The following is a 21,443-nucleotide window of genomic DNA, read 5'->3' as shown; positions in this document are numbered from 1 at the left end:
GCCGGGAAGACCGTGTTCACCGGCCGTTCAGCTCCGGTCGACACGATGGTGCGGCACGGTGTGGACCGGCCTTTGCCGAGATCATCATCGGTGATCGGCGGCCCGCCCCACAAACCGCGCACCCACGGAGCCGACATCGGGGACATTGTGGGCGGCGCGGGGCGTCGGCATAGGGTGGGCGGCCATGACGTGGCTGATCACCGGCGGAGCCGGATACATAGGGGCCCATGTCGCGCGGGCCATGACGGGTGCCGGGGAGCGCGTCGTCGTCCTGGACGACCTCTCGGCGGGCTTCCCGGCCCGGCTGCCGGCCGACGTGCCGTTCGTGCGGGGCTCGTCGCTGGACGCCGTCCTGCTCAAGGAGGTCCTCGCGGAGCACACCGTGACGGGTGTGGTGCATCTGGCCGCGCACAAGCAGGTCGCCGAGTCCGTGGCGCAGCCCACGCGGTACTACCGGGAGAACGTCGGCGGTCTGGCCACGCTCCTGGAGACGGTGGCCGAGGCCGGTGTGCGGCGGTTCGTGTTCTCCTCCTCCGCGGCCGTCTACGGCAACCCGGACGTGGACCTCATCACGGAGGACACCCCGTGCGCCCCGGTGAACCCGTACGGCGAGACCAAGCTCGCCGGGGAGTGGCTGGTGCGCGCGGCCGGGCAGGCGCACGGCCTCGCGACGACGTGTCTGCGCTACTTCAACGTGGCCGGTGCGGCGGCGCCCGAGCTGGCCGACACCGGGGTGTTCAACATCGTCCCGATGGTCTTCGACCGGCTGACCCGGGACGAGGCCCCGCGCATCTTCGGCGACGACTACCCGACACCGGACGGCACCTGCGTACGGGACTACATCCACGTCGCCGATCTGGCCGAGGCGCATCTCGCGGCGGCCCGGCGGCTGTCGGATCCCGGGGTGTCCGGGGACCTGACCGTGAACATCGGGCGCGGCGAGGGTGTGTCGGTGCGCGAACTGGTGACGCTGATCGGCGAGGTGACCGGCGACACGCGTCCGGCGGTGGTCGAGGGGCGGCGCCCGGGGGACGCCCCGCGCGCGGTCGCCTCGGCCGCGCTGGCCGAGCGCGAGCTGGGGTGGACGGCGCGGCTCGGGGTGCGCGAGATGGTCGGCTCGGCATGGCGGGGCTGGCGGCTGCACCACGGCTGAGTCCGGGCCGGGGGCGCCCTGACCTGCGTTTCGTTTCCGCAGGTCAGGGCACATGACAACGGTGTTCAGTGCCGCGTTGCCGGATACCCCCCACCCGTAGTTCACTGTGAGCCGGGCGACCACAGGAGGGTGCTTCCGATGGGGGCTGGGCACGACCACGGCCACACGCATTCCCATGCGCCGGTGACCGGTACGGCCGCGGCGGCGTACCGCGGCAGGCTGCGCGTCGCGCTGTCGATCACGCTCGCCGTCATGGTCGCCGAGCTCGCCGGCGGGGTCCTCGCGGACTCCCTGGCGCTGATCGCGGACGCCGCGCACATGGCGACGGACGCGCTGGGCCTGGGCATGGCGCTGCTCGCCATCCACTTCGCCAACCGTCCGGCCAGCACCAACCGCACCTTCGGGTACGCCCGCGCCGAGATCCTGGCCGCGCTCGCCAACTGTCTGCTGCTGCTCGTGGTGGGCGGGTACGTGCTGTACGAGGCGGTGCAGCGGTTCTTCACGCCGGCCGCCACCGAGGGCGGCCTGATGATCTGGTTCGGCGCCTTCGGCCTGGTGGCGAACATGATCTCGCTCACGCTGCTGATGCGGGGGCAGGCGGAGAGCCTGAACGTGCGCGGGGCGTTCCTGGAGGTGGCGGCGGACGCTCTCGGGTCGGTCGCGGTGCTGATCTCGGCGGCGGTGATCCTGACCACCGGCTGGCAGGCGGCCGATCCGATCGCCTCGCTGGTCATCGGCCTGATGATCGTGCCGCGGACGGTGAAGCTGCTGCGCGAGACTCTGGACGTGCTGCTGGAGGCGGCCCCCAAGGACGTCGACATGGCGGAGGTGCGCGCCCACATCGTCGCCCTGGACGGGGTGGAGGACGTCCACGATCTGCACGCCTGGACGATCACCTCGGGGATGCCGGTGCTGTCGGCGCACGTGGTGGTGCGTTCGGACGTGCTGAACGCGATCGGGCACGAGAAGATGCTGCACGAGCTGCAGGGCTGCCTGGGCGACCACTTCGACGTGGAGCACTGCACCTTCCAGCTGGAGCCGGTCGGTCACGCGGAGCACGAGGCGCGGCTCTGCCACTGAGGCGGGACCCGGCCGGTCCGCCGGGCGGGACCTCCCCGGCCTCCGATTCGCACACCCGTTCAGGACGGTTCCCCGTCCGGGGCCCCGGGCAAGATCACTCGCGGGGGCACGCCGCCGCGCGCGCACCGGGCGCGGCGTTTGCGCGACGCGCCGGGAGCACCGAGCTCGTACGGCAGACTGGGGACGCGAGGACCGATGCTAAGGATGGGTATGCCGATCACACCTGCCACCGCGACGCACAGCTCGTCGAACGGCACCGCGGACGTGATTTTGCTGGAACTGGTCGACGAGGACGGCGTGACGATCGGCACCGAGGAGAAGCTCGCCGCCCACCGGCCGCCGGGCCGGCTGCACCGCGCCTTCTCCGTGTTCCTCTTCGACGAGCGGGGTCGGCTGCTGATCCAGCAGCGGGCCCTCGGCAAGTACCACTCCCCCGGTGTGTGGTCCAACACCTGCTGCGGTCACCCCTACCCGGGCGAGTCGCCGTTCGCGGCTGCCGCGCGGCGCACCTTCGAGGAGCTCGGGGTGTCCCCGTCGCTGCTCGCCGAGGCGGGCACGGTCCGCTACAACCATCCGGACCCGGCGTCGGGCCTGGTGGAGCAGGAGTACAACCACCTGTTCGTCGGCATGGTGCAGTCGCCGCTGCGGCCGGACCCGGAGGAGGTCGGCGACACGGCCTTCGTGACGCCCGCCGAACTGGCCGAGCGGCACGCGAAGGACACGTTCTCCTCCTGGTTCATGACCGTGCTGGACGCGGCCCGGCCCGCCGTGCGGGAACTGACGGGGCCGTCGGCCGGCTGGTGACCCTCAGGGCAGCTGTACGGGCTTGAGCGGCAGGGCGGCCCAGATCACCTTGCCGCCGCCGGACGTGTGCTCGACGTCGCACACCCCTCCCGCCTCCCTGGCGATCTCCCGCACCAGGAGCAGTCCCCGGCCGTTGGTCTCCTCGTGGTCGGCCTCCAGGGCGGTCGGGCGGTAGGGGTGGTTGTCCTCCACGGCCACCCGCACCCACTCGGCGCCGACGGCCACCTCCACCGCGAGCACCGGCGACAGCAGCGCCGCGTGCCGGACGGCGTTGGTCACCAGTTCGGAGACGATCAGCAGCAGGCCCTGGATCAGGTCGTCCGAGACGGGCACTCCCTGGCGGAGCAGCAGGTCCCGTACGGCGTGCCGCGCCTGCGGGACGGAGACGTCCACGGCGGCCGCGGTGAAGCGCCAGACGCCTTCGTAGGGCAGCGGTCGCGGCCCCGGGTTCTCCACGGACTCGAGAGGTGCGTCCGCGTCGCCCTCTGGGCGTGGGTCGGGCCCGCGCCCGTGGTCGTCCATCGTCCGGTCGCCGCCCTCGCGCTCGATTGTCACCACGACTCGAGTGTTGGTCCGCGACGCTCCACTCCGGATGACTGAACAGAAGTCAGCGATTATCGAGCGTTCCCGACCGCCTCGGTCCGAGGGGGTCGCACGAGCGACTCCTTCTGCCCCTGTGCTGCCGCCTTCGCGCACTCTTCGGGTTGTACGGGTACGGCGGCGTCCCTGCCTGACGCGTCCCCGAGGCCGCTGTGCCCGGGCGGCAGGCCCGGAGGTTAGCATCCGGGCCATGGAGCCCGAACTGCTGCACGGCGTCACCGACGGGGTCGCCACCGTCGTCCTGCACCACCCGGCGAAGCGCAACGCCATGACGGCCGCGATGTGGGGGGCGCTGCCCCCGCTGCTGGAGACGCTGGCCGCCGCCGCCGAGGTGCGGGCACTGGTGCTGACGGGCGCGGGCGGCACCTTCTGCGCGGGCGCCGACATCTCCACGCTCCGGGGGTCCGCCGAGGAGGCGCAGACCCTCGCGGTGCGGGCCGAGGAGGCCCTCGCCGCGTTCCCGAAGCCGACCCTGGCGGCCGTCAAGGGGCACTGTGTGGGCGGGGGCGCCCAGCTCGCGGCGGCGTGCGATCTGCGGTTCGCCGAGGAGGGCGCGCTGTTCGGGGTGACGCCGGCCAGGCTCGGCATCGTCTATCCGGCCTCCGCGACCCGGCGGCTGGTCGCGCTGGTCGGTCCGGCGACCGCCAAGTACCTGCTGTTCTCGGGCGAGTTGATCGACACGGAGCGGGCGCTGCGCACCGGCCTGGTCGACGAGGTGCTGCCGGCGGACGAACTCGACAAGCGCGTCGCGGAGTTCACCCGGCTGCTGGTGTCGCGCTCGCAGCTGACGCAGGCCGCCGCGAAGGAGTTCGTGAACGGCCGCGCCGACCGGGACGCCCACTGGGCCGCCCAGGCACGCGGCAGCGGCGACACCGCGGAGGGCGTCGCCGCGTTCCTGGAGCGCAGGGAGCCGCGCTTCACCTGGACTACGTCAGGATGAAGCGGCTCCGCTTCCGGAGTGCCTCGACGACGTGCCGGGGCGCCTTGTGCGGAGCACCGGCGTCGTAGGGCGGCTGCGGGTCGTACTCCGTGCCGAGCTGTACGGCCCGGGCGTGGTCGTCGCCCGCGATCCGGCCGAGCAGGGCGAGCCCCATGTCGATGCCGGAGGAGACGCCGGCCGCGGTGACGTACTTGCCGTCGAAGACGACGCGTTCGCCGGTCGGTTCGGCGCCGAACGCGGCGAGCCGCTCCAGGGCCAGCCAGTGGGAGGTGGCCCGGCGGCCCCGGAGCAGGCCCGCGGCGGCGAGCAGCAGGGAGCCGGAGCACACGGACGTGGTCCAGGTGCTGGTGGCGTCGGCGGCCCGGAGCCAGTCGAGCAGGTGCGCGTCGTCCATCATCGCGCTCTGCCCCGGCCCGCCGGAGACCACGACGACATCGGGGGCGGGGACCTCGGAGAGCGCCTTGTCGGCGACGAGGACCAGCGAGCCGGTCTCCGTCCGGACGGGCCCGGCCTCCCGTGCCACGAACACGGTCTCCGCGCCCGGGGCGCGGGAGAGCATCTCGTAGGGGCCCACGACGTCGAGGGCGGTGAAACGGTCGTACACGACGATCGCGATCTGCATGGGGATCCTCCCGGGAGGGTGTCTGGGGCTTCTGGGGGCGTGAAACCGGAGGGCTTCAGGGGCTGATGGCCGGGACCATGGGGGGCGGGGGCTGGGCCACGGGGCTCGGCTGGGGCCGCGGGACTCGGGCCGGGGCCGCGGGCGCGGCTCGGGCTCGGAGCCGCGGACTCGGGCCCGCCACAGCGGGCGGACGCCCATGGGCCACGGAGGCTCGGGGTCAACAGGGGCCGGAATCATCGGACTTCAGAGGCGCGGACTCCGGGTGCCGGGGCGGATGACGTGGGTCTCGGCGGCTTCGGGTGGCGGACGCCCACGGTTTCAGCGGGCTGCTGGTCAGGGCCACTTGGGCGGTGCGCGAGGCAGAGGGGGGCGGATGACCGGGGTTCAGGGGGCGTGGGACCAGGGGCTTCTGTGGGTGGGATCCCAGGGGCGGGGGGACGGTGGCCGAGGCAGTCGGGTGGGTGTCCGGGGGCGAGTGGGCCTCCTGGGGAGACGGCGGGTGGGCGGTCAGGGCGTGGTGGCCGGGCGGAAGCGGCGGCGGTATTCGGCCGGGGCCGTGCCCAGGGCTTTGACGAAGGCGCGGCGCATGGCCTCGGGGGTGCCGTAGCCGCTGGCGCGGGAGATCTCCTCGACGCCGTCGGAGGTGTCCTCCAGAAGCCGGCGGGCGTGCTCCAGGCGGACCCCTTCGACGTAGCGGCCGGGGGTGGTGCCGGTGTCGGCCAGGAAGGCGCGGGCGAAGTGGCGCGGCGAGAGCCTGGCGCGGGCCGCGAGCGAATCCACGCTCAGGTCGGCGGCGGGGTGCGCGGTGATCCACTGCTGGACCTCCCGCAGCGGCCCGCGCCGTGCGGTCCGGGCGGCGAGCTGGGCGCTGAACTGGGTCTGGTTCCCGGGCCGGCGCAGGAAGACGACCAGGTGACGGGCGACGGCCAGCGCCGCGTCCCGGCCGAGGTCCTCCTCGACCAGGGCGAGGGCCAGGTCGATGCCGGAGGTGACGCCCGCCGAGGTGAAGACGTTGCCGTCCCGGACGTAGATCGGATCGGGGTCGACCCGCACGGCGGGGTGGCCGCGGGCGAGTGTGCCGCAGTAGGCCCAGTGGGTCGTCACCCGGCGGCCGTCCAGCAGCCCGGCGGCGGCGAGCGGGATCGCACCGGTGCAGACCGACACGAGACGCTGCGCGCGCGGGGCGTGGCTCCGCAGCCACGCGGTGAGCGGCGGATCGTCCCGCCGGGTGCCCCGACCGCCGGGCACGACGAGCGTGTGCGGGACACGCGCACGCGTGAGGGCCTCGTCCGGTACCAGCGTCAGCCCGCTGGAGGTGCGTACCGGCGCGCCGTCCAGGGAGGCCGTGCGCACCCGGTAGGAGCCCGGGGTGTGCTGCTCGGCCCCGGTGAAGACCTCCAGGGGGCCGGTGACGTCGAGGCTCTGCACGTCGTCGAAGAGGACGAAGAGGACGGTTCGCTGCGCCATGGACACGATTCTTCGCGGGCCGGCCCCATGGCGGCAATGACGAGTTCCCCACCTTTCCTGCCACGACGGGGCATGGGCGGCCCCCCTCGCGGTTACCCGATCTCTGCCCCGGGACGGCCCCGGGGAGAAGAAAGGGGATTCCCGTGTTCCGTGCGATCGCAGACGTACTGCGCCAGATCGGTGGCGCGATCGCCACCGTCGTGACGCTGCCCTTCCGGGCGGTGGCCCGGCTCTTCGGCGGCGCTTCGGGCTCGGCGAGGAGCCGACGGGCCTGACGGCCGCGCCCTGATCCCCGACTGTCGGTCCCACCTGCCACAATTGCCGCGCAACCTCAGTGGAGAAGGCGGTACGGGATCGTGACGACACCCGGGTCCATCGAAGTAGGGTCCATCGAAGGCAGGATCGCCGAGGAGCTCGGCGTACGGGAACGGCAGGTGAAGGCCGCCGTGGAGCTGCTCGACGGCGGCTCGACGGTGCCTTTCATCGCCCGCTACCGCAAGGAAGCGACCGAGATGCTCGACGATGCGCAGCTGCGCACGATCGAGGAGCGGCTGCGCTATCTGCGGGAGCTGGAGGAGCGGCGGGCGGCGATCCTGGAGTCGGTGCGCGAGCAGGGCAAGCTCACCGACGCGCTGGAGGCGCAGATCCGCGGCGCCGAGACGAAGGCGCGGCTGGAGGACATCTACCTCCCGTACAAGCCCAAGCGGCGCACCAAGGCGCAGATCGCCCGCGAGGCCGGTCTCGAACCGCTGGCGGAGGGCCTGCTCGGCGACCCGACGGTGGAGCCGCTCGCCGCGGCGGCCACGTTCGTCGACGCCGACAAGGGGGTGGCCGATCCGCAGGCCGCGCTGGACGGGGCGCGGGCGATCCTGACCGAGCGCTTCTCGGAGAACGCCGACCTGATCGGCGAGCTGCGCGAGCGGATGTGGGGGCGCGGGCGGCTGGCCGCCAAGGTGCGGGACGGCAAGGAGGAGGCGGGGGCGAAGTTCGCCGACTACTTCGACTTCGCCGAGCCGTTCACCGAGCTGCCCTCGCACCGGATCCTGGCGATGCTGCGCGGTGAGAAGGAGGACGTCCTCGACCTCGTCCTGGAGCCGGAGGAGCCCACGGAGGGCCCCTCCTCGTACGAGGGGATCGTGGCGTCGAGGTTCGGGATCGCCGACCGCGGCCGGCCGGCCGACAAGTGGCTGACGGACACCGTCCGCTGGGCCTGGCGCACCCGCATCCTCGTCCATCTCGGCCTCGACCTGCGGCTGCGGCTGCGCACGGCCGCCGAGGACGAGGCGGTGAACGTGTTCGCGGCGAACCTGCGCGACCTGCTGCTCGCCGCGCCGGCCGGCACGCGCGCGACGCTGGGTCTGGACCCCGGTTTCCGCACGGGCGTGAAGGTCGCCGTCGTCGACGCGACCGGCAAGGTCGTGGCGACGGACGTGATCTACCCGCACGTCCCGGCCAACAAGTGGGACGAGGCGATCGCCAAGCTCGCGCGGCTGGCGAAGGAGCACGCGGTCGAGCTGGTCGCGATCGGCAACGGCACGGCGTCCCGCGAGACCGACAAGCTCGCCGGTGAGCTGATCGGCAGGCACCCGGAGCTGAAGCTCACCAAGGTGATGGTGTCCGAGGCCGGCGCCTCGGTGTACTCCGCCTCCGCGTTCGCCTCGCAGGAGCTGCCCGACATGGACGTGTCGCTGCGCGGCGCGGTGTCCATCGCGCGCCGGTTGCAGGACCCCCTGGCGGAGCTGGTGAAGATCGACCCGAAGTCGATCGGCGTCGGCCAGTACCAGCACGACCTGTCCGAGGTGAAGCTGTCGCGTTCGCTGGACGCGGTGGTGGAGGACTGTGTGAACGGCGTGGGCGTGGACGTGAACACGGCGTCGGCGCCGCTGCTCGCCCGGGTCTCCGGCATCACCTCCGGTCTCGCCGAGAACATCGTGGCGCACCGGGACGCCAACGGGCCGTTCACGTCCCGTACGGAGCTCAAGAAGGTGCCGCGTCTCGGCCCCAAGGCGTACGAGCAGTGTGCGGGCTTCCTGCGCATCCGCGGCGGCTCCGACCCGCTGGACGCCTCCAGCGTGCACCCGGAGGCCTACCCCGTGGTGCGCCGCATGGTGAAGACCTCCGGGCAGGAGGTGGCCTCCCTCATCGGCAACACGGGCGTGCTGCGCTCCCTGCGGCCGACCGACTTCGTGGACGAGACGTTCGGTCTGCCGACGGTCACCGACATCCTCAGGGAGCTGGAGAAGCCCGGGCGTGACCCGCGGCCCGCGTTCAGGACGGCCACCTTCAAGGAGGGCGTGGAGAAGATCTCCGACCTGGCTCCCGGGATGGTCCTGGAGGGGGTCGTGACGAACGTGGCGGCCTTCGGGGCTTTCATCGACGTCGGCGTCCACCAGGACGGCCTGGCGCATGTCTCGGCGCTGTCGAAGACGTTCGTCAAGGACCCGCGGGACGTGGTCAAGCCCGGTGACATCGTCAAGGTGAAGGTCCTCGACGTCGACATCCCGCGCAAGCGGATCTCGCTGACGCTGCGGCTGGACGACGAGGCGGCCCCGCAGGCGGACCGGTCCTCCGGCGGGGGCCGGCCGCAGCGGAGCGGCGGGCGTCCGCCGCAGCAGCGGCAGCAGGGCGGGCAGCGCGGCGGGAACGGCGGTCAGCGCGGTGGCGGCGGTGCGCGGCAGGCGCCGCCGCCCGCCAACAGCGCGATGGCCGACGCACTGCGCCGGGCGGGGCTGCTCGACCCGAAGAAGGGCCGGAGCTGACGACTCGGGCCGGGTCCTGGCAGGACGCCGGGGCCCGGCCCGCTCGTACAGTGACGGTATGACCACTTCCCGTGTCCTCACCTGGAACGTCACGGCGAGCGGCGGTTACGAGACCGCGTGGACGGAGGCCGGCGAGGGGGTGCTGCGGGCCCGGGGGCGGGCGGTCGGGACCGTGCCGGAGCCCTACTGGGTGTCGTACGACCTCGACACCGCCGGCGGTTTCGTGACCCGTCGGCTGCGGGTCACGGTCGAGACGGCCGAGCGGACCAGATCGCTCGATCTGCGGCATGACGGGCACGGCGGCTGGACGGCCGACGGAGAGCCGCTGCCCGGCTTCCGGGACGCCGTCGACTGCGATCTGGGCCTGTGCCCGCTCACCAACACGATGCCGGTGCTGCGCCACGGGCTGCTCCGGGGGCCGGGCGAGCGGCGCCTGCTGACGGCCTGGGTGTCGGTGCCGGCACTGACCGTGCGGCCGTCGTGGCAGACGTACACCGCTCTCGGTCCGGGCGAGCGGGGCGCTCGGGTGCGTTTCGCCTCCGGTACCTTCCGAAGCGACCTCACCTTCGACGACGCCGGTTTCGTCGTCACCTACCCGGGTCTGGCGACCCGCCTCGTCTGAAAAGCGGTTGTCGGAGATCTCCCCGTCGGCAGACTGATCGTATGACCGACCATGATCCCAAGGCGGATCTCCAGGCGTATCTGCGCGACGCCCGTGAGGCCCTGCTGTGGAAGCTCGACGGCCTGCCGGAGTACGCGGTACGCCGCCCGATGACGCCCACCGGCACCAACCTGCTGGGCCTCGTCAAACACCTGGCGGGGGCCGAGGCGCTCTATTTCGGGGCGGTCCACGGCCGGCCCTTCGCGGGCCCCCGGCTGTGGATCACCGGGGACGCGGAGCCCAACGAGGATCTGTGGGCGCGGGCCGACGAGACGCGCGAGGACATCGTCGGCCGGTACCGGCGGGCCTGTGCGCATGCGGACGAGACGATCGCGGCGCTGCCCCTGGACGCGGTCGGCCGGGTGCCCGGGGACGGGAGGACCGAGCTGACCCTGCATCACAGCCTCATCCACATGATCGCCGAGACCCAGCGCCACGCCGGGCACGCCGACATCGTGCGGGAGCTGATCGACGGCACGGCGGGACAGCGGCGCGGCGGCCTCAACACCCCCGACCAGGACGCGTCCTGGTGGGCCGCCCACCGGGAACGCGTGGAACGGGCGGCCCGGGAGGCCGGCTAGGACGTCGCGCGGCAGGCGCCACTCTCGCAACCGGCCCTAGCGTTCCGTGAGTTTGCCGTCCGCCATGTCCAGGCGGCGGGTCACATGGACCGCGTCCAGCATGCGGCGGTCGTGGGTGACCAGGAGCAGGGTGCCCTCGTAGGCGTCGAGGGCCGACTCCAGTTGCTCGATGGCGGGGAGGTCGAGGTGGTTCGTCGGCTCGTCGAGGACGAGGAGGTTGACGCCGCGGCCCTGGAGCAGCGCGAGCGCCGCGCGGGTGCGTTCGCCGGGTGACAGGGTGGCCGCCGGACGCAGGACGTGGTCCGACTTCAGGCCGAACTTGGCCAGGAGGGTGCGCACTTCGACCGGTTCGGTGTCCGGGACGGCCGCCCGGAAGGCGTCCAGGAGCGACTCGGAGCCGTGGAACAGCCGGCGCGCCTGGTCGACCTCACCGACCAGGACGCCCGAACCGAGCGCCGCGTGGCCCGCGTCCAGCGGGATCCGGCCGAGGAGCGCGGCGAGCAGGGTCGACTTGCCCGCGCCGTTCGCGCCGGTGACGGCGACCCGGTCGGCCCAGTCGATCTGCAGGGTCACCGGGCCGAAGGTGAAGTCGCCGCGCCGCACCTCGGCGTCCCGCAGGCCCGCGACCACCGCGCCGGAGCGCGGGGCCGCCGCGATCTCCATGCGCAGCTCCCACTCCTTGCGGGGCTCCTCGACCACGTCCAGGCGTTCGATCATGCGCTGGGTCTGCCGGGCCTTCGCGGCCTGCTTCTCGCTGGCCTCGCTGCGGAACTTCCGGCCGATCTTGTCGTTGTCGTTGCCCGCCTTGCGGCGCGCGTTCTTCACGCCCTTGTCCATCCAGGCGCGCTGGACCTGCGCACGCTCCTGGAGGGCCGCCTTCTTGTCGGCGTACTCCTCGAAGTCGTCGCGGGCGTGCCGGCGGGCCACCTCCCGCTCCTCCAGGTAGGCGTCGTAGCCGCCGCCGTAGAGGGTGATCCGCTGCTGCGCGAGGTCGAGTTCGAGGACCTTGGTGACGGTGCGGGTGAGGAACTCACGGTCGTGGCTGACGACGACGGTGCCCGCCCGCAGCCCGGTCACGAAGCGTTCCAGCCGCTCCAGGCCGTCCAGGTCGAGGTCGTTGGTCGGCTCGTCGAGGAGGAAGACGTCGTAGCGGGAGAGCAGGAGGGAGGCGAGGCCCGCGCGGGCCGCCTGGCCACCGGACAGGGAGGTCATGAGCTGGTCCAGGCCGACGCCGAGACCGAGGGAGTCGGCGACCTCCTCGGCGCGCTCGTCGAGGTCGGCGCCGCCGAGGCCGAGCCAGCGCTCCAGGCTCGTCGCGTACGCGTCGTCGGCGCCCGGCGCGCCGTCGACCAGGGCCTGCGTCGCCTCGTCCATGGTGCGCTGCGCCTCGGCGACGCCGGTGCGGCGGGCGAGGAACTTCCGCACCGTCTCGCCCGGCCGGCGCTCCGGCTCCTGGGGCAGATGGCCGACGGTCGCCGACGGCGGGGAGAGACGGAGCTCGCCCTGCTCAGGCGCGGTGAGCCCGGCGAGCAGCCTCAGCAGGGTGGACTTGCCCGCGCCGTTGGCACCGACCAGCCCGATCACGTCCCCGGGGGCGACGACGAGGTCGAGCCCGGAGAAGAGGGAGCGGTCGCCGTGCCCGGCGGCGAGGTTCTTGGCGACGAGGGTGGCAGTCATCAGACGGTAGATCCTAGTGGGCGTGCCGCACGCGGATCGCACCGGATTTCCTCTCGCCGTGCCGAGGTGGGGTCGGTTACCGTCCGGGCGTGGATGCTCAGGGGAACGGCGGGATCGTCGTGGTCGGCGGCGGGGTCATCGGGCTGGCGACGGCGGTCGTGCTCGCCGAGCGGGGCCGGCGGGTGCGGGTGTGGACGCGGGAGCCGGCCGAGCGGACCACCTCGGCCGTCGCGGGTGCGCTGTGGTGGCCGTACCACATCGAGCCGATGGCGTCGGCGCGGGCCTGGGCCCTGCGCTCCCTGGAGGTGTACGAGCAGCTGGCCGAGCGGCCCGAGGCGACCGGGGTGCGGCTGGTCGAGGGCGTGATGGGCGAGACCGACCTGGCGGACGTCGAGGCCTGGGCGGCGGGCCGGCTGCCCGTGCTGCGCCGGGCCACCGCACGGGAGTACGGGGCCGGGAGCGGCGTGTGGGCGCGGCTGCCGCTGATCGACATGGCGGTCCATCTGCCGTGGCTGCGGGAGCGGTTGCTGCGCGCGGGCGGCACGGTGGAGGAGCGGAGCGTGTCCGACCTGGCGGAGGCCGACGCTCCGGTCGTGGTCAACTGCACGGGCCTGGGCGCCCGTGAGCTGGCCGCGGATCCCTCGGTGCGGCCCGTGCGCGGGCAGCTCGTCGTCGTGGAGAACCCCGGTGTCCGCACCTGGACCGTCTCCACCGCACCCGACGGGGAGACGGCCTACCTCTTCCCTCATCCCGGGCGGCTGGTGCTGGGCGGCACGGCCGACGACGACGCGTGGTCCGTGGAACCGGATCCGGCGGTGGCGGAGGCGATCGTGCGACGGTGTGCGGCGCTGCGGCCGGAGGTGGCCGGCGCGCGGGTCCTGGAGCACCGGGTGGGCCTGCGCCCGGCCCGGCCCGCGGTGCGGCTGGAGCGGGAGGTGCTGCCGGACGGGCGGGTGCGGGTGCACCACTACGGGCACGGCGGGGCGGGCGTGACGGTGGCCTGGGGATGCGCGGAGGAGGCGGCCGCGCTGGCCGCCTCCTCTTAGGGGGTGTTTCGAAAGTCCTGTGCGGTGCCCGCGGTGTTCGGTGCGTGCCCTCGGCGTGCCGGACGAAGGCCCTCGTAGCGGAGCTGCTTGGGCCTTCGGCCGGTGCGGCGAGGGTGCGTGCCGGGCGCCGCGGGTGCTGTGCGGGACTTTCGAAACACCCCCTAGGGCGTGTCCGTCCCGGCAGGGTCGTCCTACGGGATCCGGTACGTCTGCCGTGGTGCGCCCGCGCCGTCCCGGCGTCCGGAGTCGGGCGTGGCCGCCGTGGATCCGGCGGTGGCGGCGGCGAACGCGCCGGCGCCGCCCACGAACGGGACGCGGGCCGTGGTGCGGGCGAGGTCCAGGGTGAGGGTCGGGGTGTCGGCGGGCGGGTCGATCAGGTCCTTGTCGGTGCCCGCGACGATCAGCGCCAGGCGGTGCCCGGCCGGGACGACGTGGTCCGTGGCGGCCAGGTCGAGGGTGAGGGTGTACGCCCGGCCCGGGGTGAGCGGGACGCCCCTGCCGGGGTCGGCGTACGTGCCGAGGTCGGCCCAGCCCCGGCTGACGACGGTGAAGTCGACGTCGGTGGTCCGGGCCTTCGTCTCCTTGAAGCAGGCGCTGTCGCCGGCCGTGCTCTCGCCCCAGCAGGTGCGGTCGGTGAGGGTGGTGATGCCCTCGCCGCTCGCCGCGTAGTCCCGGACGGTGTCGGGGCCGAGGTCGACCAGCACGGCACTGAGGTGGGCCGTCGCGGTGGTGGGCGTGGCGGTGACGGTGACCTTGGAGGAGCCGGACAGGCGCAGGTCGCGGGTGAGCGGCCCGGTGACGAAGCCGGCCTTCCCGGGCGTCGGGGTGTCGGTCCGCGCGGCCCAGTCGGTCTCGCTCAGCCGCGGGTCGTCGGTGAAGGTCTCGGTGCCGGTCCCCCCGCGCAGGCCGAGGGTGCCGACGCCGGGCTGCGGGCCGGCGGCCGGGCGCAGGGTGGCGGTCCGGGTGCCGCGCGGCGGCCAGACCTTCGAGGTGACCCACTGGTCGGGGTGGCGTTCGATGTCGGCCATGGGCTCGCGGTCGACGCCGTTGTCGTAGCCGAGGAGTTCGTGGTCGAACCAGCGGTGCAGGGTGTCGGCCCAGGCGGCGCGGCGGAAGTCGAAGGGGTCGACGTGGCCGGTCTGGGAGAGCCAGATCTTGCGTTCGACGCGGTTCTTCGCCAGGGCGTCCCACCACTGGCCGAAGTGCCGGGTGCGCACGTTGAGGTCCTGCAGACCGTGGACGACGAACACGCTGGCCCTCACCTTGCCCGCGTCCTTGACGTAGTCCCGTTCGGTCCACAGGGGGGTCCGGTCGCCGCTGCGCGGGGCCCCGTCGACGAGGTGGCGCTGGACGGCCGCGCACCGGGCGCGGGCGTCGGGACTGTCGACGTAGTCGGAGAGCCAGTCGGGTCCCGAGTCGTAGAGCGGTGCGCCCTGGGCGAAGTAGTAGTCGTACCAGGAGGAGATGGCGGCGATCGGGACGACGGTCCGCAGGCCCTTCACGCCGGTGGCGGCGACGCCGTTGGCGATGGTGCCGTCCCAGCTCTTGCCGATCATGCCGGTTCTGCCGTTGGTCCAGTCCGCGGTGGCGGTGGTGGTGCCGGTGCGGGTGGTGTAGGCGCGGGCGCGGCCGTTGAGCCAGTCGACTACGGCCTTCGCGGAGAGGACGTCGGAGCGGCCGCCGACGTCGGCACAGCCGTCGGAGCGGTTGGTGCCGGCCAGGTCCACGCCGACGAAGGCGTAGCCGCGCGGGACGAAGTAGTTGTCGTAGAACAGCGGCATCTGGACGACGTCGCCGGCGGCGTCGTACGTCTTGCGCTGGCTCTCGTTGCCGCGGCCGCAGCAGGAGTAGTAGGGGCTGGCGTCCATGATGACGGGCACCTTGCGGCCCCGTGCGGCGGGTTCGCGGGGGCGGACGATGTCGACGGCGACGCGGTCCCCTCTGCCGTCTCCGTCGCCGTCGAGTCCGGTGTCGACCCAGACGGCCTCGCGGATCGCGTTCGTGTACGAGTACACCGGCCGGCTCTCACGCGGGGTGCCGTGGGCGGCTGCCGGGGTGAGGAAGGTCGCCACCAGGACGGTGATGGCGGCGGTCGCGAGCGGTCTCCAGATCGTGAAGCGCATGCGTATCGGCATGCGCGGGACGGTACATGGGTCAACTCCCGCGCAGAAGAGGGCAACTGTGGGCCGGCTGTGCGCCGCCTCTGCAGGGCCTGAGTCCCCGTCAGGAGGCCGGGCGGTACGGCCGTGGCCGGTGCGCCCGTCCGCTCATCCGGCGCAGGCCGCCAGGAGTGCGTCGCGGGTCAGGGCGGCGCTCCGGGTGGCCGGGACCGTGCACGCGAACGCCCCCGCCAGCGCGCCGTAGCGGGCGCAGCGCAGCGGTGACTCGCCGTGGAGCCGGCCGAAGAGGAAGGCGGACGCGAACGCGTCGCCCGCGCCGTTGGAGTCGACCACCGGCGCGGGAGGCGCGGCCGCCGGTATGTGGGTCAGCTCGCCGTCCGACAGCAGGTAGGCGCCCTCGGCCCCGGCCGTGGCGACGACCACCTCGGCGCGGCCCCGCTCGACGATGCGGCGCATGGTGGCCTCGGGGTCGGTGAGCGCGGTGGCGGAGACGAACACGACGTCGGCCGTGTACGCGAAGGGCTCGTGGTAGGGGTTCTCGCCGTCCCAGTCGTGCAGATCGGTGGAGAGGGGCACGCCGGTCTCGCGCAGCAGGGGCAGGGCGAGGGCGCACGGCTGGGTGATGGACACGTGGACGTGCCGGCTCGCCTCGGCCAGGGACCGGACCGTGGACTCGGGCAGCCGGTCCCCTTCGTGTGCCCGGCTCGTGTCGTAGAGGGAGAGCCGCCGGCCGTCGGGGCTCACCAGGTTGACGGCCCGTTTGGTGCCCGCGGGCTGCGGGATCGCGGTGAGGGCGATGCCCCGCTCCGCGTGCAGGGCGCGCACCAGGTCGCCCTCCGGGTCGTCGCCGAGGAAGTCGAGATGGTGGGTGCGCAGGCCGAGGGCGGCGAGGCCGACGGCGACGAAGTCACCGGTGTGTCCGGCGCGGGTGCGGATCCCGCTGTCGATGTGGTAGCTGTCGGCGTACGGCAGCGGCAACTGCGGCACCGGGACGATGGTGTCCACACCCGCGCCGCCCAGCACCAGGACGTCCGTGTCACGGCTCAACTCCGGCCCTCCCCATGGTCGTACACCGTCACCGCGACGCCCCGCCGCACGAGCCGCTCGGTGACGAGCGGTTCGACGCGGGACCACTTGCCGCCGGCCAGGCCGCAGCCTATCCGGGGCATGTGCACCGACGCAGCGAGTTCGATCACCGGGTCGGCCAGGCGGGACAGGGCCGTGTCGATCGCCTCGTAGCGCACGGGAACGCCCGCGCTGCCCATCTTCCCCCTGCGCGAGCGAACCCGAGCGGGCGGGAGGACACCGCGCTGGCCGATCATGTTGGCGACCCACACGTCGGGCTTCACCTGGACCAGTTGCAGGGCGCCGAGGCCGAAGTCGTTGGAGGCCCGCTCGCGGTGCCAGGCACGGTAGGCCGCCTCAGGCTCCGGCCAGCGGCGCGAGAGCGCCAGGACGAAGCCTCTCCCCCATCCCCCGATGTCGTTGCAGACATGGGCGATCACCTTGACGCCCTTCACCGACGGAACGGTGGCGTCACCCCGGACATACGTGATCCCCGACATGCCGCCACCGTAGGCGATGCCACTGACAGTGGCCCTGACCTGCTACTTCGTCAGGTCGGCCAGTTCCCGGTCGGCGGTCCTGGAGACCCGGCTGCGTACCGCGAGAGCGCGACTTCTCACACGGCCGCCCCCGCGACGGCGATACTGCTGCGCATGACGATCGAGACCGACGAGCCGCCCCTCACGGTCGACGAGCTGGCCGCCCGTGCGGGGGTCACGGTGCGCACGGTCCGCTTCTACAGCACGAGGGGTCTGCTGCCGCCGCCTGTGATCGGCCCGCGCCGGGTGGGCCACTACGGGCCGGAGCACCTCGCGCGGCTCGCGCTGATCGAGGAGCTGCAGCGGCAGGGCATGACGCTGGCGGCGATCGAGCGCTACCTGGACCGGCTGCCGCCCGGTCTCGACGCGCACGATCTCGCCGTGCACCGCGCGGTCGTCGCCTCCTGGGCGCCGGACACCGTCGAGACGGTGAGCCGGGAGGAACTCCAGCGGCGGGCGGGGCGGACGCTGTCCGAGGAGGACGTACGGCAGTTGGTGGCGATGGACGTCCTCGAGACCGCCGGGGCCGGGACGTTCCGCGTCGACTCCGGTCTGCTGCCGCTCGGGGTGCGCCTGCTCGACGTACCGCTGTCGCAGGAGGTGATCCTCGCGGCGCGCACCGCGCTGATCGAGCACGCGCGCGCGGCGGCGCAGGAACTGTCCCGGCTGCTGCGGGGGGCGGTGGCCGAGCGGGACGCGCGGGACGTGAGGTCGCTGACCGCCCAGATGCACCCCCTGGTGGTGCAGGCCCTGCTGACGACGTTCCAGCGGTCGCTCCGGGACGAGCTGCGCCAGTGGTCCGGACGGGATCAGTGACGGTCCGGGGGTCGTGCGAGCCTGCGGCCCCATGACCGGCCCGGTGCCTCGACCCAGCGGTACGTCGATGCGCACAGCGGGACCAGCACGGCGAGGAAGACCACCAGCGACAGGGGGTCGTCCCGCCGCCCGCGGCCGGCCGTGCCGTCGATCACCGCCAGCAGCACCGGATGCAGCAGGTAGAGGGAGTAGCTGATCACGCCCAGTGCGGCCACCGGGCGCGGGATCCGCCGCCGGCGCACCGCCAGTCCGGCGCCGAAGGTGAGCGCGGCCAGCAGGAACGCCGCGATCCAGCCGCGCCGGGTGAAGTACGCGCCGTCGCCGTAGCGGTAGGCGCTCACCACCGCGCAGCCGAGGACGACGGCGGCGGTGCGGACCGCCGTCCGCCGGCTGCTCCCGCCGTGTTCGGCCCGGTGCACGGCCGTGCCGAGGAACATCACGGCGAGGATCACCAGGCTCTCCCACTGCGGCACCGTGCTGTCGAACGCCACCAGGGCGAGCGCCAGCACCCCGCCCAGCACTCCCCCGGCCACCCGCAGCGCGGGCGGTCCGGCGCTCGCACCGCACAGGGCGGCGGCGAGGGCCGCGGCGGCGATCGCGATCAGCGGGCCGGTGCCGACCAGGCGGGAGAGGGCGGAGACCGGCAGGCCGGCGCCCGCCACCGCGCCCACGGCGGCGAGCACCGCCAGGGTCGTGGCGACCGCCGCGGACCGGTCGTGCCGGCGGACCGTGAAGAGGGCGACGACCAGCAGGTAGAAGGCCATCTCGTACGACAGCGTCCACAGGACGAGCAGCAGGTTCGGCGTCCCCAGCAGCTCCTGGAGCAGGGTGGCATGGGCGACGGCCACGCTCGCCACGCTCTGTCCGCCGAAGTCGGCGCGGACCCTCGCCACGCCCGCGAGGTCGAGGACGAGGACCGCGGTGACGGCGACGGCCCACAGCGGACAGAGACGGAAGATCCGGCCGGTCCAGAAGCTCCGGACGCAGCCCCGGCGCTCCAGTGAGGCGGGAACGATGTAGCCGCTCACGAAGAAGAACACCATGATGCCGTAGCGGCCGGTGTTGAAATGCGGCTCCAGCTCGCGCCGCAGCTCCGGCAGGAAGGTGTACGACGCGTGGTCGAACACCACCACGAGTGCCGCGACGGCGCGCAGGGCGTCCAGCCAGTCCAGCCGTGAGCGTTCCGCGCCGTCCATGCGCGCCTCTTTCCCTGGAGGGTCCTTCGGCGGTTCCCGGACCGGGGCGCGAGGAGCGTCACGCGAGGGTCCACGAGCCGAACCCCGCGAGTCCGCCGCGGGTTACGGAGTCCGGCTCGTGGGATGTCAGCGGGCGTCGGTGAAGGTCTCCCCCCGCTCCGCCTTCTCGACCAGCAGCGCGGGCGGGGTGAAGCGGTCGCCGTAGCGTTCGGCGAGTTCACGCGCGCGTGCCACGAATCCGGGGAGTCCCCCGTCGTAGCCGTTGATGTACTGGAGGACACCGCCGGTCCAGCCGGGGAAGCCGATGCCGAACAGGGAGCCGATGTTGGCGTCGGCGACGGACGTCAGGACGCCCTCCTCCAGGAGCCGGACGGTGTCCAGGGCTTCGGAGAAGAGCATGCGCTCCTGCATGTCCCGGAACGGGATCCCGGCGCCCTCGCGCGCGAAGTGCTCGCGCAGCCCCGGCCACAGGGCGCCGCGTGCGCCGTCCTCGCCGTACTCGTAGAAGCCCGCTCCGCCGCTGCGGCCGGGGCGGCCGAACTCGTCGACCATGCGGTCGACGACCGCCTCGGCGGGGTGCGCGGTCCAGGTGCCGCCGGCCTCCTCGACGGCCCGCTTCGTCTCGCGGCGGATCTTCTGTCCGAGGGTGAGCGTCAGCTCGTCCATCAGGGACAGCACCTTGGCCGGGTAGCCGGCCTGGGCGGCCGCCTGCTCGATCGACGCGGGTTCGAGGCCCTCGCCGACCATGGCGACGCCCTCGTTGAGGAACTGTCCGATCACCCGGGAGGTGAAGAAGCCGCGCGAGTCGTTGACGACGATCGGGGTCTTCTTGATCTGCCGGACCAGGTCGAAGGCGCGCGCGAGCGCCTCGTCGCCGGTGCGGTCGCCCTTGATGATCTCGACGAGGGGCATCTTGTCGACGGGCGAGAAGAAGTGCAGGCCGATGAAGTCGTCCTGGCGCTCGACGCCCTCGGCGAGCGCGGTGATGGGGAGCGTGGAGGTGTTGGAGCACAGCAGGGCGTCGGGGGCGACGATGTGTTCGATCTCCTGGAACACCTTGTGCTTGAGGGTGGTGTCCTCGAACACGGCCTCGATGACGGCGTCGCAGCCGGCCAGGTCGGCGGGGTCGGCGGTGGGCGTGATGCGGGCGAGCAGCGCGTCCGCCTTCTCCTGGGTCGTACGGCCCCGGGAGACGGCCTTGGCGCAGAGCTTCTCGGAGTAGGCCCTGCCCTTGACGGCGGCTTCGAGGGAGACGTCCTTGAGGACGACCTCGATGCCCGCGCGGGCGCACGAGTAGGCGATGCCGGCGCCCATCATGCCGGCGCCGAGGACGGCGACCTTGCGGACCTGGCGGGGCTCGACGCCCTGGGGGCGGTTGGCGCCGGAGTTGACGGCCTGGAGGTCGAAGAAGAACGCCTGGATCATGTTCTTCGAGGTCTGGCCCGCCGCGAGTTCCACGAAGTAGCGGGCCTCGATGACCTGCGCGGTCTCGAAGTCGACCTGGGCGCCCTCGACGGCGGCGGCGAGGATGTTGCGCGGGGCCGGGTAGGGGGCGCCGTTGGTCTGCTTGCGCAGGGTGGCCGGGAAGGCGGGCAGGTTGGCGGCGAACTTCGGGTGGGCGGGGGTGCCGCCGGGGATGCGGTAGCCGGGCCGGTCCCAGGGCTGCTGCGACTCGGGGTGGGCGTCGATGAAGGCGCGGGCCTTGGCGAGGAGTTCCTCGGGGGTGGCGGCCACGTCGTCGACCAGGCCGTTCTCCAGGGCGCGCCGCGGGCTGTACTGGGTGCCCTGGAGCAGGACCTTCAGCAGGGCGTCGGCGATGCCCAGCAGGCGCACGGTGCGCACGACGCCGCCGCCGCCCGGGAGGAGGCCGAGGGTGACCTCGGGGCAGCCGATCTTCGAGCCGGGGGCGTCGAGGGCGATGCGGTGGTGGCAGGCGAGGGCGAGTTCGTAGCCGCCGCCCAGGGCCGCGCCGTTGAGGGCGGCGACGACGGGCTTGCCGAGGGTCTCGATGCGGCGGAGGTTGCGCTTGACCTCGAGTCCGCCGTCGAACAGCTCCTGGGCGGTCTCGGGGGTGACGCGGATCAGGTCGCGCAGGTCGCCGCCGGCGAAGAAGGTCTTCTTCGCGGAGGTGAGGATGACGCCGCGGATGGTGTCCTTCTCCGCCTCCAGGCGGTCGGTGACCGCGGCGAGGGAGGTGCGGAAGGCCGCGTTCATGGTGTTAGCCGACTGGTCGGGGTCGTCGAGGACGAGGGTGACGAGGCCGGTGCGGTCCTGTTCCCAGCGGATGGTGGTGCTCTCGGTCATGACAGGGTCTCCG

General features: G+C 73.2%; 19 protein-coding genes. 10 read left to right on the top strand and 9 right to left on the bottom strand.

Features of this window, described 5'->3' with window-relative positions; all coding sequences use genetic code 11:
* Nucleotides 1-184: 184 nt before the first annotated feature.
* From galE to idi, 3 genes are all read left to right on the top strand, one after another.
* Entirely contained in the window at nt 185-1,153 is a 969-nt protein-coding gene (gene galE / locus ACFY2L_RS08770) for a UDP-glucose 4-epimerase GalE (protein WP_390658525.1), read from the top strand.
* Between the two features lie 138 nt (nt 1,154-1,291).
* Nucleotides 1,292-2,233 (top strand): cation diffusion facilitator family transporter, encoded by a 942-nt coding sequence (locus tag ACFY2L_RS08765; protein WP_390658526.1) that lies wholly within the window; start codon nt 1,292-1,294, stop codon nt 2,231-2,233.
* 210 nt (nt 2,234-2,443) lie between these two features.
* Nucleotides 2,444-3,037, top strand: a complete 594-nt coding sequence (gene idi / locus ACFY2L_RS08760; RefSeq protein WP_390658527.1) for an isopentenyl-diphosphate Delta-isomerase — start codon at nt 2,444-2,446, stop codon at nt 3,035-3,037.
* A 3-nt stretch (nt 3,038-3,040) separates the two neighbouring features.
* On the opposite strand, the gene ACFY2L_RS08755 is transcribed toward idi, so the two are convergent.
* Entirely contained in the window at nt 3,041-3,559 is a 519-nt protein-coding gene (locus tag ACFY2L_RS08755) for an ATP-binding protein (protein ID WP_390658975.1), read from the bottom strand.
* A 268-nt stretch (nt 3,560-3,827) separates the two neighbouring features.
* Here ACFY2L_RS08755 and ACFY2L_RS08750 point away from each other — a divergent pair, with 268 nt between their 5' ends.
* The gene (locus ACFY2L_RS08750; RefSeq protein ID WP_390821898.1) at nt 3,828-4,577 is read left to right on the top strand and encodes an enoyl-CoA hydratase/isomerase family protein; all 750 of its coding nucleotides are present in this window, start codon (nt 3,828-3,830) and stop codon (nt 4,575-4,577) included.
* Here ACFY2L_RS08750 and ACFY2L_RS08745 read toward each other — a convergent pair.
* Nucleotides 4,564-5,199 carry a DJ-1/PfpI family protein gene (locus ACFY2L_RS08745; RefSeq protein ID WP_390821897.1) on the bottom strand — a complete coding sequence of 212 codons (636 nt, stop codon included), beginning with the start codon at nt 5,197-5,199 and terminating at the stop codon, nt 4,564-4,566. The genes ACFY2L_RS08750 and ACFY2L_RS08745 overlap by 14 nt on opposite strands.
* A 507-nt stretch (nt 5,200-5,706) precedes the next feature.
* Entirely contained in the window at nt 5,707-6,666 is a 960-nt protein-coding gene (locus ACFY2L_RS08740) for a GlxA family transcriptional regulator (RefSeq protein WP_390821896.1), read from the bottom strand.
* Between the two features lie 143 nt (nt 6,667-6,809).
* Here ACFY2L_RS08740 and ACFY2L_RS08735 point away from each other — a divergent pair, with 143 nt between their 5' ends.
* From ACFY2L_RS08735 to ACFY2L_RS08720, 4 genes are all read left to right on the top strand, one after another.
* Nucleotides 6,810-6,941 (top strand): LPFR motif small protein, encoded by a 132-nt coding sequence (locus ACFY2L_RS08735; protein WP_390658531.1) that lies wholly within the window; start codon nt 6,810-6,812, stop codon nt 6,939-6,941.
* 81 nt (nt 6,942-7,022) lie between these two features.
* Nucleotides 7,023-9,425, top strand: a complete 2,403-nt coding sequence (locus tag ACFY2L_RS08730) for a Tex family protein (RefSeq protein WP_390821895.1) — start codon at nt 7,023-7,025, stop codon at nt 9,423-9,425.
* Nucleotides 9,426-9,483: 58 nt separating this feature from the next.
* Nucleotides 9,484-10,047, top strand: coding sequence for a putative glycolipid-binding domain-containing protein (locus tag ACFY2L_RS08725; protein ID WP_390821894.1), 564 nt, complete (start codon nt 9,484-9,486; stop codon nt 10,045-10,047).
* Nucleotides 10,048-10,088: 41 nt separating this feature from the next.
* Nucleotides 10,089-10,667: a DinB family protein gene (locus ACFY2L_RS08720; protein WP_390821893.1), complete on the top strand. Its 579-nt coding sequence runs from the start codon at nt 10,089-10,091 to the stop codon at nt 10,665-10,667.
* A 36-nt stretch (nt 10,668-10,703) separates the two neighbouring features.
* On the opposite strand, the gene ACFY2L_RS08715 is transcribed toward ACFY2L_RS08720, so the two are convergent.
* On the bottom strand, nt 10,704-12,344 hold the full coding sequence (locus tag ACFY2L_RS08715) for an ABC-F family ATP-binding cassette domain-containing protein (protein WP_390821892.1): 1,641 nt from the start codon (nt 12,342-12,344) through the stop codon (nt 10,704-10,706).
* Nucleotides 12,345-12,433: 89 nt separating this feature from the next.
* Here ACFY2L_RS08715 and ACFY2L_RS08710 point away from each other — a divergent pair, with 89 nt between their 5' ends.
* Nucleotides 12,434-13,390: an FAD-dependent oxidoreductase gene (locus ACFY2L_RS08710; protein ID WP_390821891.1), complete on the top strand. Its 957-nt coding sequence runs from the start codon at nt 12,434-12,436 to the stop codon at nt 13,388-13,390.
* Between the two features lie 191 nt (nt 13,391-13,581).
* Here ACFY2L_RS08710 and ACFY2L_RS08705 read toward each other — a convergent pair whose 3' ends face one another.
* From ACFY2L_RS08705 to ACFY2L_RS08695, 3 genes are all read right to left on the bottom strand, one after another.
* Nucleotides 13,582-15,525 carry a Xaa-Pro dipeptidyl-peptidase gene (locus ACFY2L_RS08705; RefSeq protein ID WP_390821890.1) on the bottom strand — a complete coding sequence of 648 codons (1,944 nt, stop codon included), beginning with the start codon at nt 15,523-15,525 and terminating at the stop codon, nt 13,582-13,584.
* A gap of 132 nt (nt 15,526-15,657) precedes the next feature.
* On the bottom strand, nt 15,658-16,557 hold the full coding sequence (locus ACFY2L_RS08700) for an adenosine kinase (RefSeq protein ID WP_390658538.1): 900 nt from the start codon (nt 16,555-16,557) through the stop codon (nt 15,658-15,660).
* On the bottom strand, nt 16,554-17,075 hold the full coding sequence (locus ACFY2L_RS08695; protein WP_390821889.1) for a macro domain-containing protein: 522 nt from the start codon (nt 17,073-17,075) through the stop codon (nt 16,554-16,556). Before ACFY2L_RS08695 ends, ACFY2L_RS08700 begins: the two co-directional genes overlap by 4 nt.
* A 153-nt stretch (nt 17,076-17,228) precedes the next feature.
* Here ACFY2L_RS08695 and ACFY2L_RS08690 point away from each other — a divergent pair, with 153 nt between their 5' ends.
* Nucleotides 17,229-17,930 (top strand): MerR family transcriptional regulator, encoded by a 702-nt coding sequence (locus ACFY2L_RS08690; RefSeq protein WP_390658539.1) that lies wholly within the window; start codon nt 17,229-17,231, stop codon nt 17,928-17,930.
* On the opposite strand, the gene ACFY2L_RS08685 is transcribed toward ACFY2L_RS08690, so the two are convergent.
* Nucleotides 17,924-19,126, bottom strand: coding sequence for an acyltransferase family protein (locus ACFY2L_RS08685; RefSeq protein WP_390658540.1), 1,203 nt, complete (start codon nt 19,124-19,126; stop codon nt 17,924-17,926). The genes ACFY2L_RS08690 and ACFY2L_RS08685 overlap by 7 nt on opposite strands.
* Before the next feature lie 126 nt (nt 19,127-19,252).
* Nucleotides 19,253-21,430: a 3-hydroxyacyl-CoA dehydrogenase NAD-binding domain-containing protein gene (locus tag ACFY2L_RS08680; RefSeq protein ID WP_390658541.1), complete on the bottom strand. Its 2,178-nt coding sequence runs from the start codon at nt 21,428-21,430 to the stop codon at nt 19,253-19,255.
* Between the last annotated feature and the right edge of the window lie 13 nt (nt 21,431-21,443).

Source organism: Streptomyces sp. NPDC001381 (assembly GCF_042895685.1).
Lineage (GTDB): Bacteria > Actinomycetota > Actinomycetes > Streptomycetales > Streptomycetaceae > Streptomyces.
Note: the sequence above shows the minus strand (reverse complement) of the source record. Positions and strands in the feature narration are given on the sequence as shown.

Bases quoted from the DNA above. Each gene is read 5' to 3' on its own strand.
- ACFY2L_RS08740 (WP_390821896.1), bottom strand. From the start codon at position 6,666: ATGGCGCAGCGAACCGTCCTCTTCGTCCTCTTCGACGACGTGCAGAGC.
- ACFY2L_RS08765 (WP_390658526.1), top strand. From the start codon at position 1,292: ATGGGGGCTGGGCACGACCACGGCCACACGCATTCCCATGCGCCGGTG.
- ACFY2L_RS08755 (WP_390658975.1), bottom strand. From the start codon at position 3,559: ATGGACGACCACGGGCGCGGGCCCGACCCACGCCCAGAGGGCGACGCG.
- ACFY2L_RS08750 (WP_390821898.1), top strand. From the start codon at position 3,828: ATGGAGCCCGAACTGCTGCACGGCGTCACCGACGGGGTCGCCACCGTC.
- ACFY2L_RS08725 (WP_390821894.1), top strand. From the start codon at position 9,484: ATGACCACTTCCCGTGTCCTCACCTGGAACGTCACGGCGAGCGGCGGT.
- ACFY2L_RS08690 (WP_390658539.1), top strand. From the start codon at position 17,229: ATGACGATCGAGACCGACGAGCCGCCCCTCACGGTCGACGAGCTGGCC.
- ACFY2L_RS08695 (WP_390821889.1), bottom strand. From the start codon at position 17,075: ATGTCGGGGATCACGTATGTCCGGGGTGACGCCACCGTTCCGTCGGTG.
- idi (WP_390658527.1), top strand. From the start codon at position 2,444: ATGCCGATCACACCTGCCACCGCGACGCACAGCTCGTCGAACGGCACC.
- ACFY2L_RS08745 (WP_390821897.1), bottom strand. From the start codon at position 5,199: ATGCAGATCGCGATCGTCGTGTACGACCGTTTCACCGCCCTCGACGTC.
- galE (WP_390658525.1), top strand. From the start codon at position 185: ATGACGTGGCTGATCACCGGCGGAGCCGGATACATAGGGGCCCATGTC.
- ACFY2L_RS08705 (WP_390821890.1), bottom strand. From the start codon at position 15,525: ATGCCGATACGCATGCGCTTCACGATCTGGAGACCGCTCGCGACCGCC.
- ACFY2L_RS08715 (WP_390821892.1), bottom strand. From the start codon at position 12,344: ATGACTGCCACCCTCGTCGCCAAGAACCTCGCCGCCGGGCACGGCGAC.
- ACFY2L_RS08685 (WP_390658540.1), bottom strand. From the start codon at position 19,126: ATGGACGGCGCGGAACGCTCACGGCTGGACTGGCTGGACGCCCTGCGC.
- ACFY2L_RS08680 (WP_390658541.1), bottom strand. From the start codon at position 21,430: ATGACCGAGAGCACCACCATCCGCTGGGAACAGGACCGCACCGGCCTC.
- ACFY2L_RS08720 (WP_390821893.1), top strand. From the start codon at position 10,089: ATGACCGACCATGATCCCAAGGCGGATCTCCAGGCGTATCTGCGCGAC.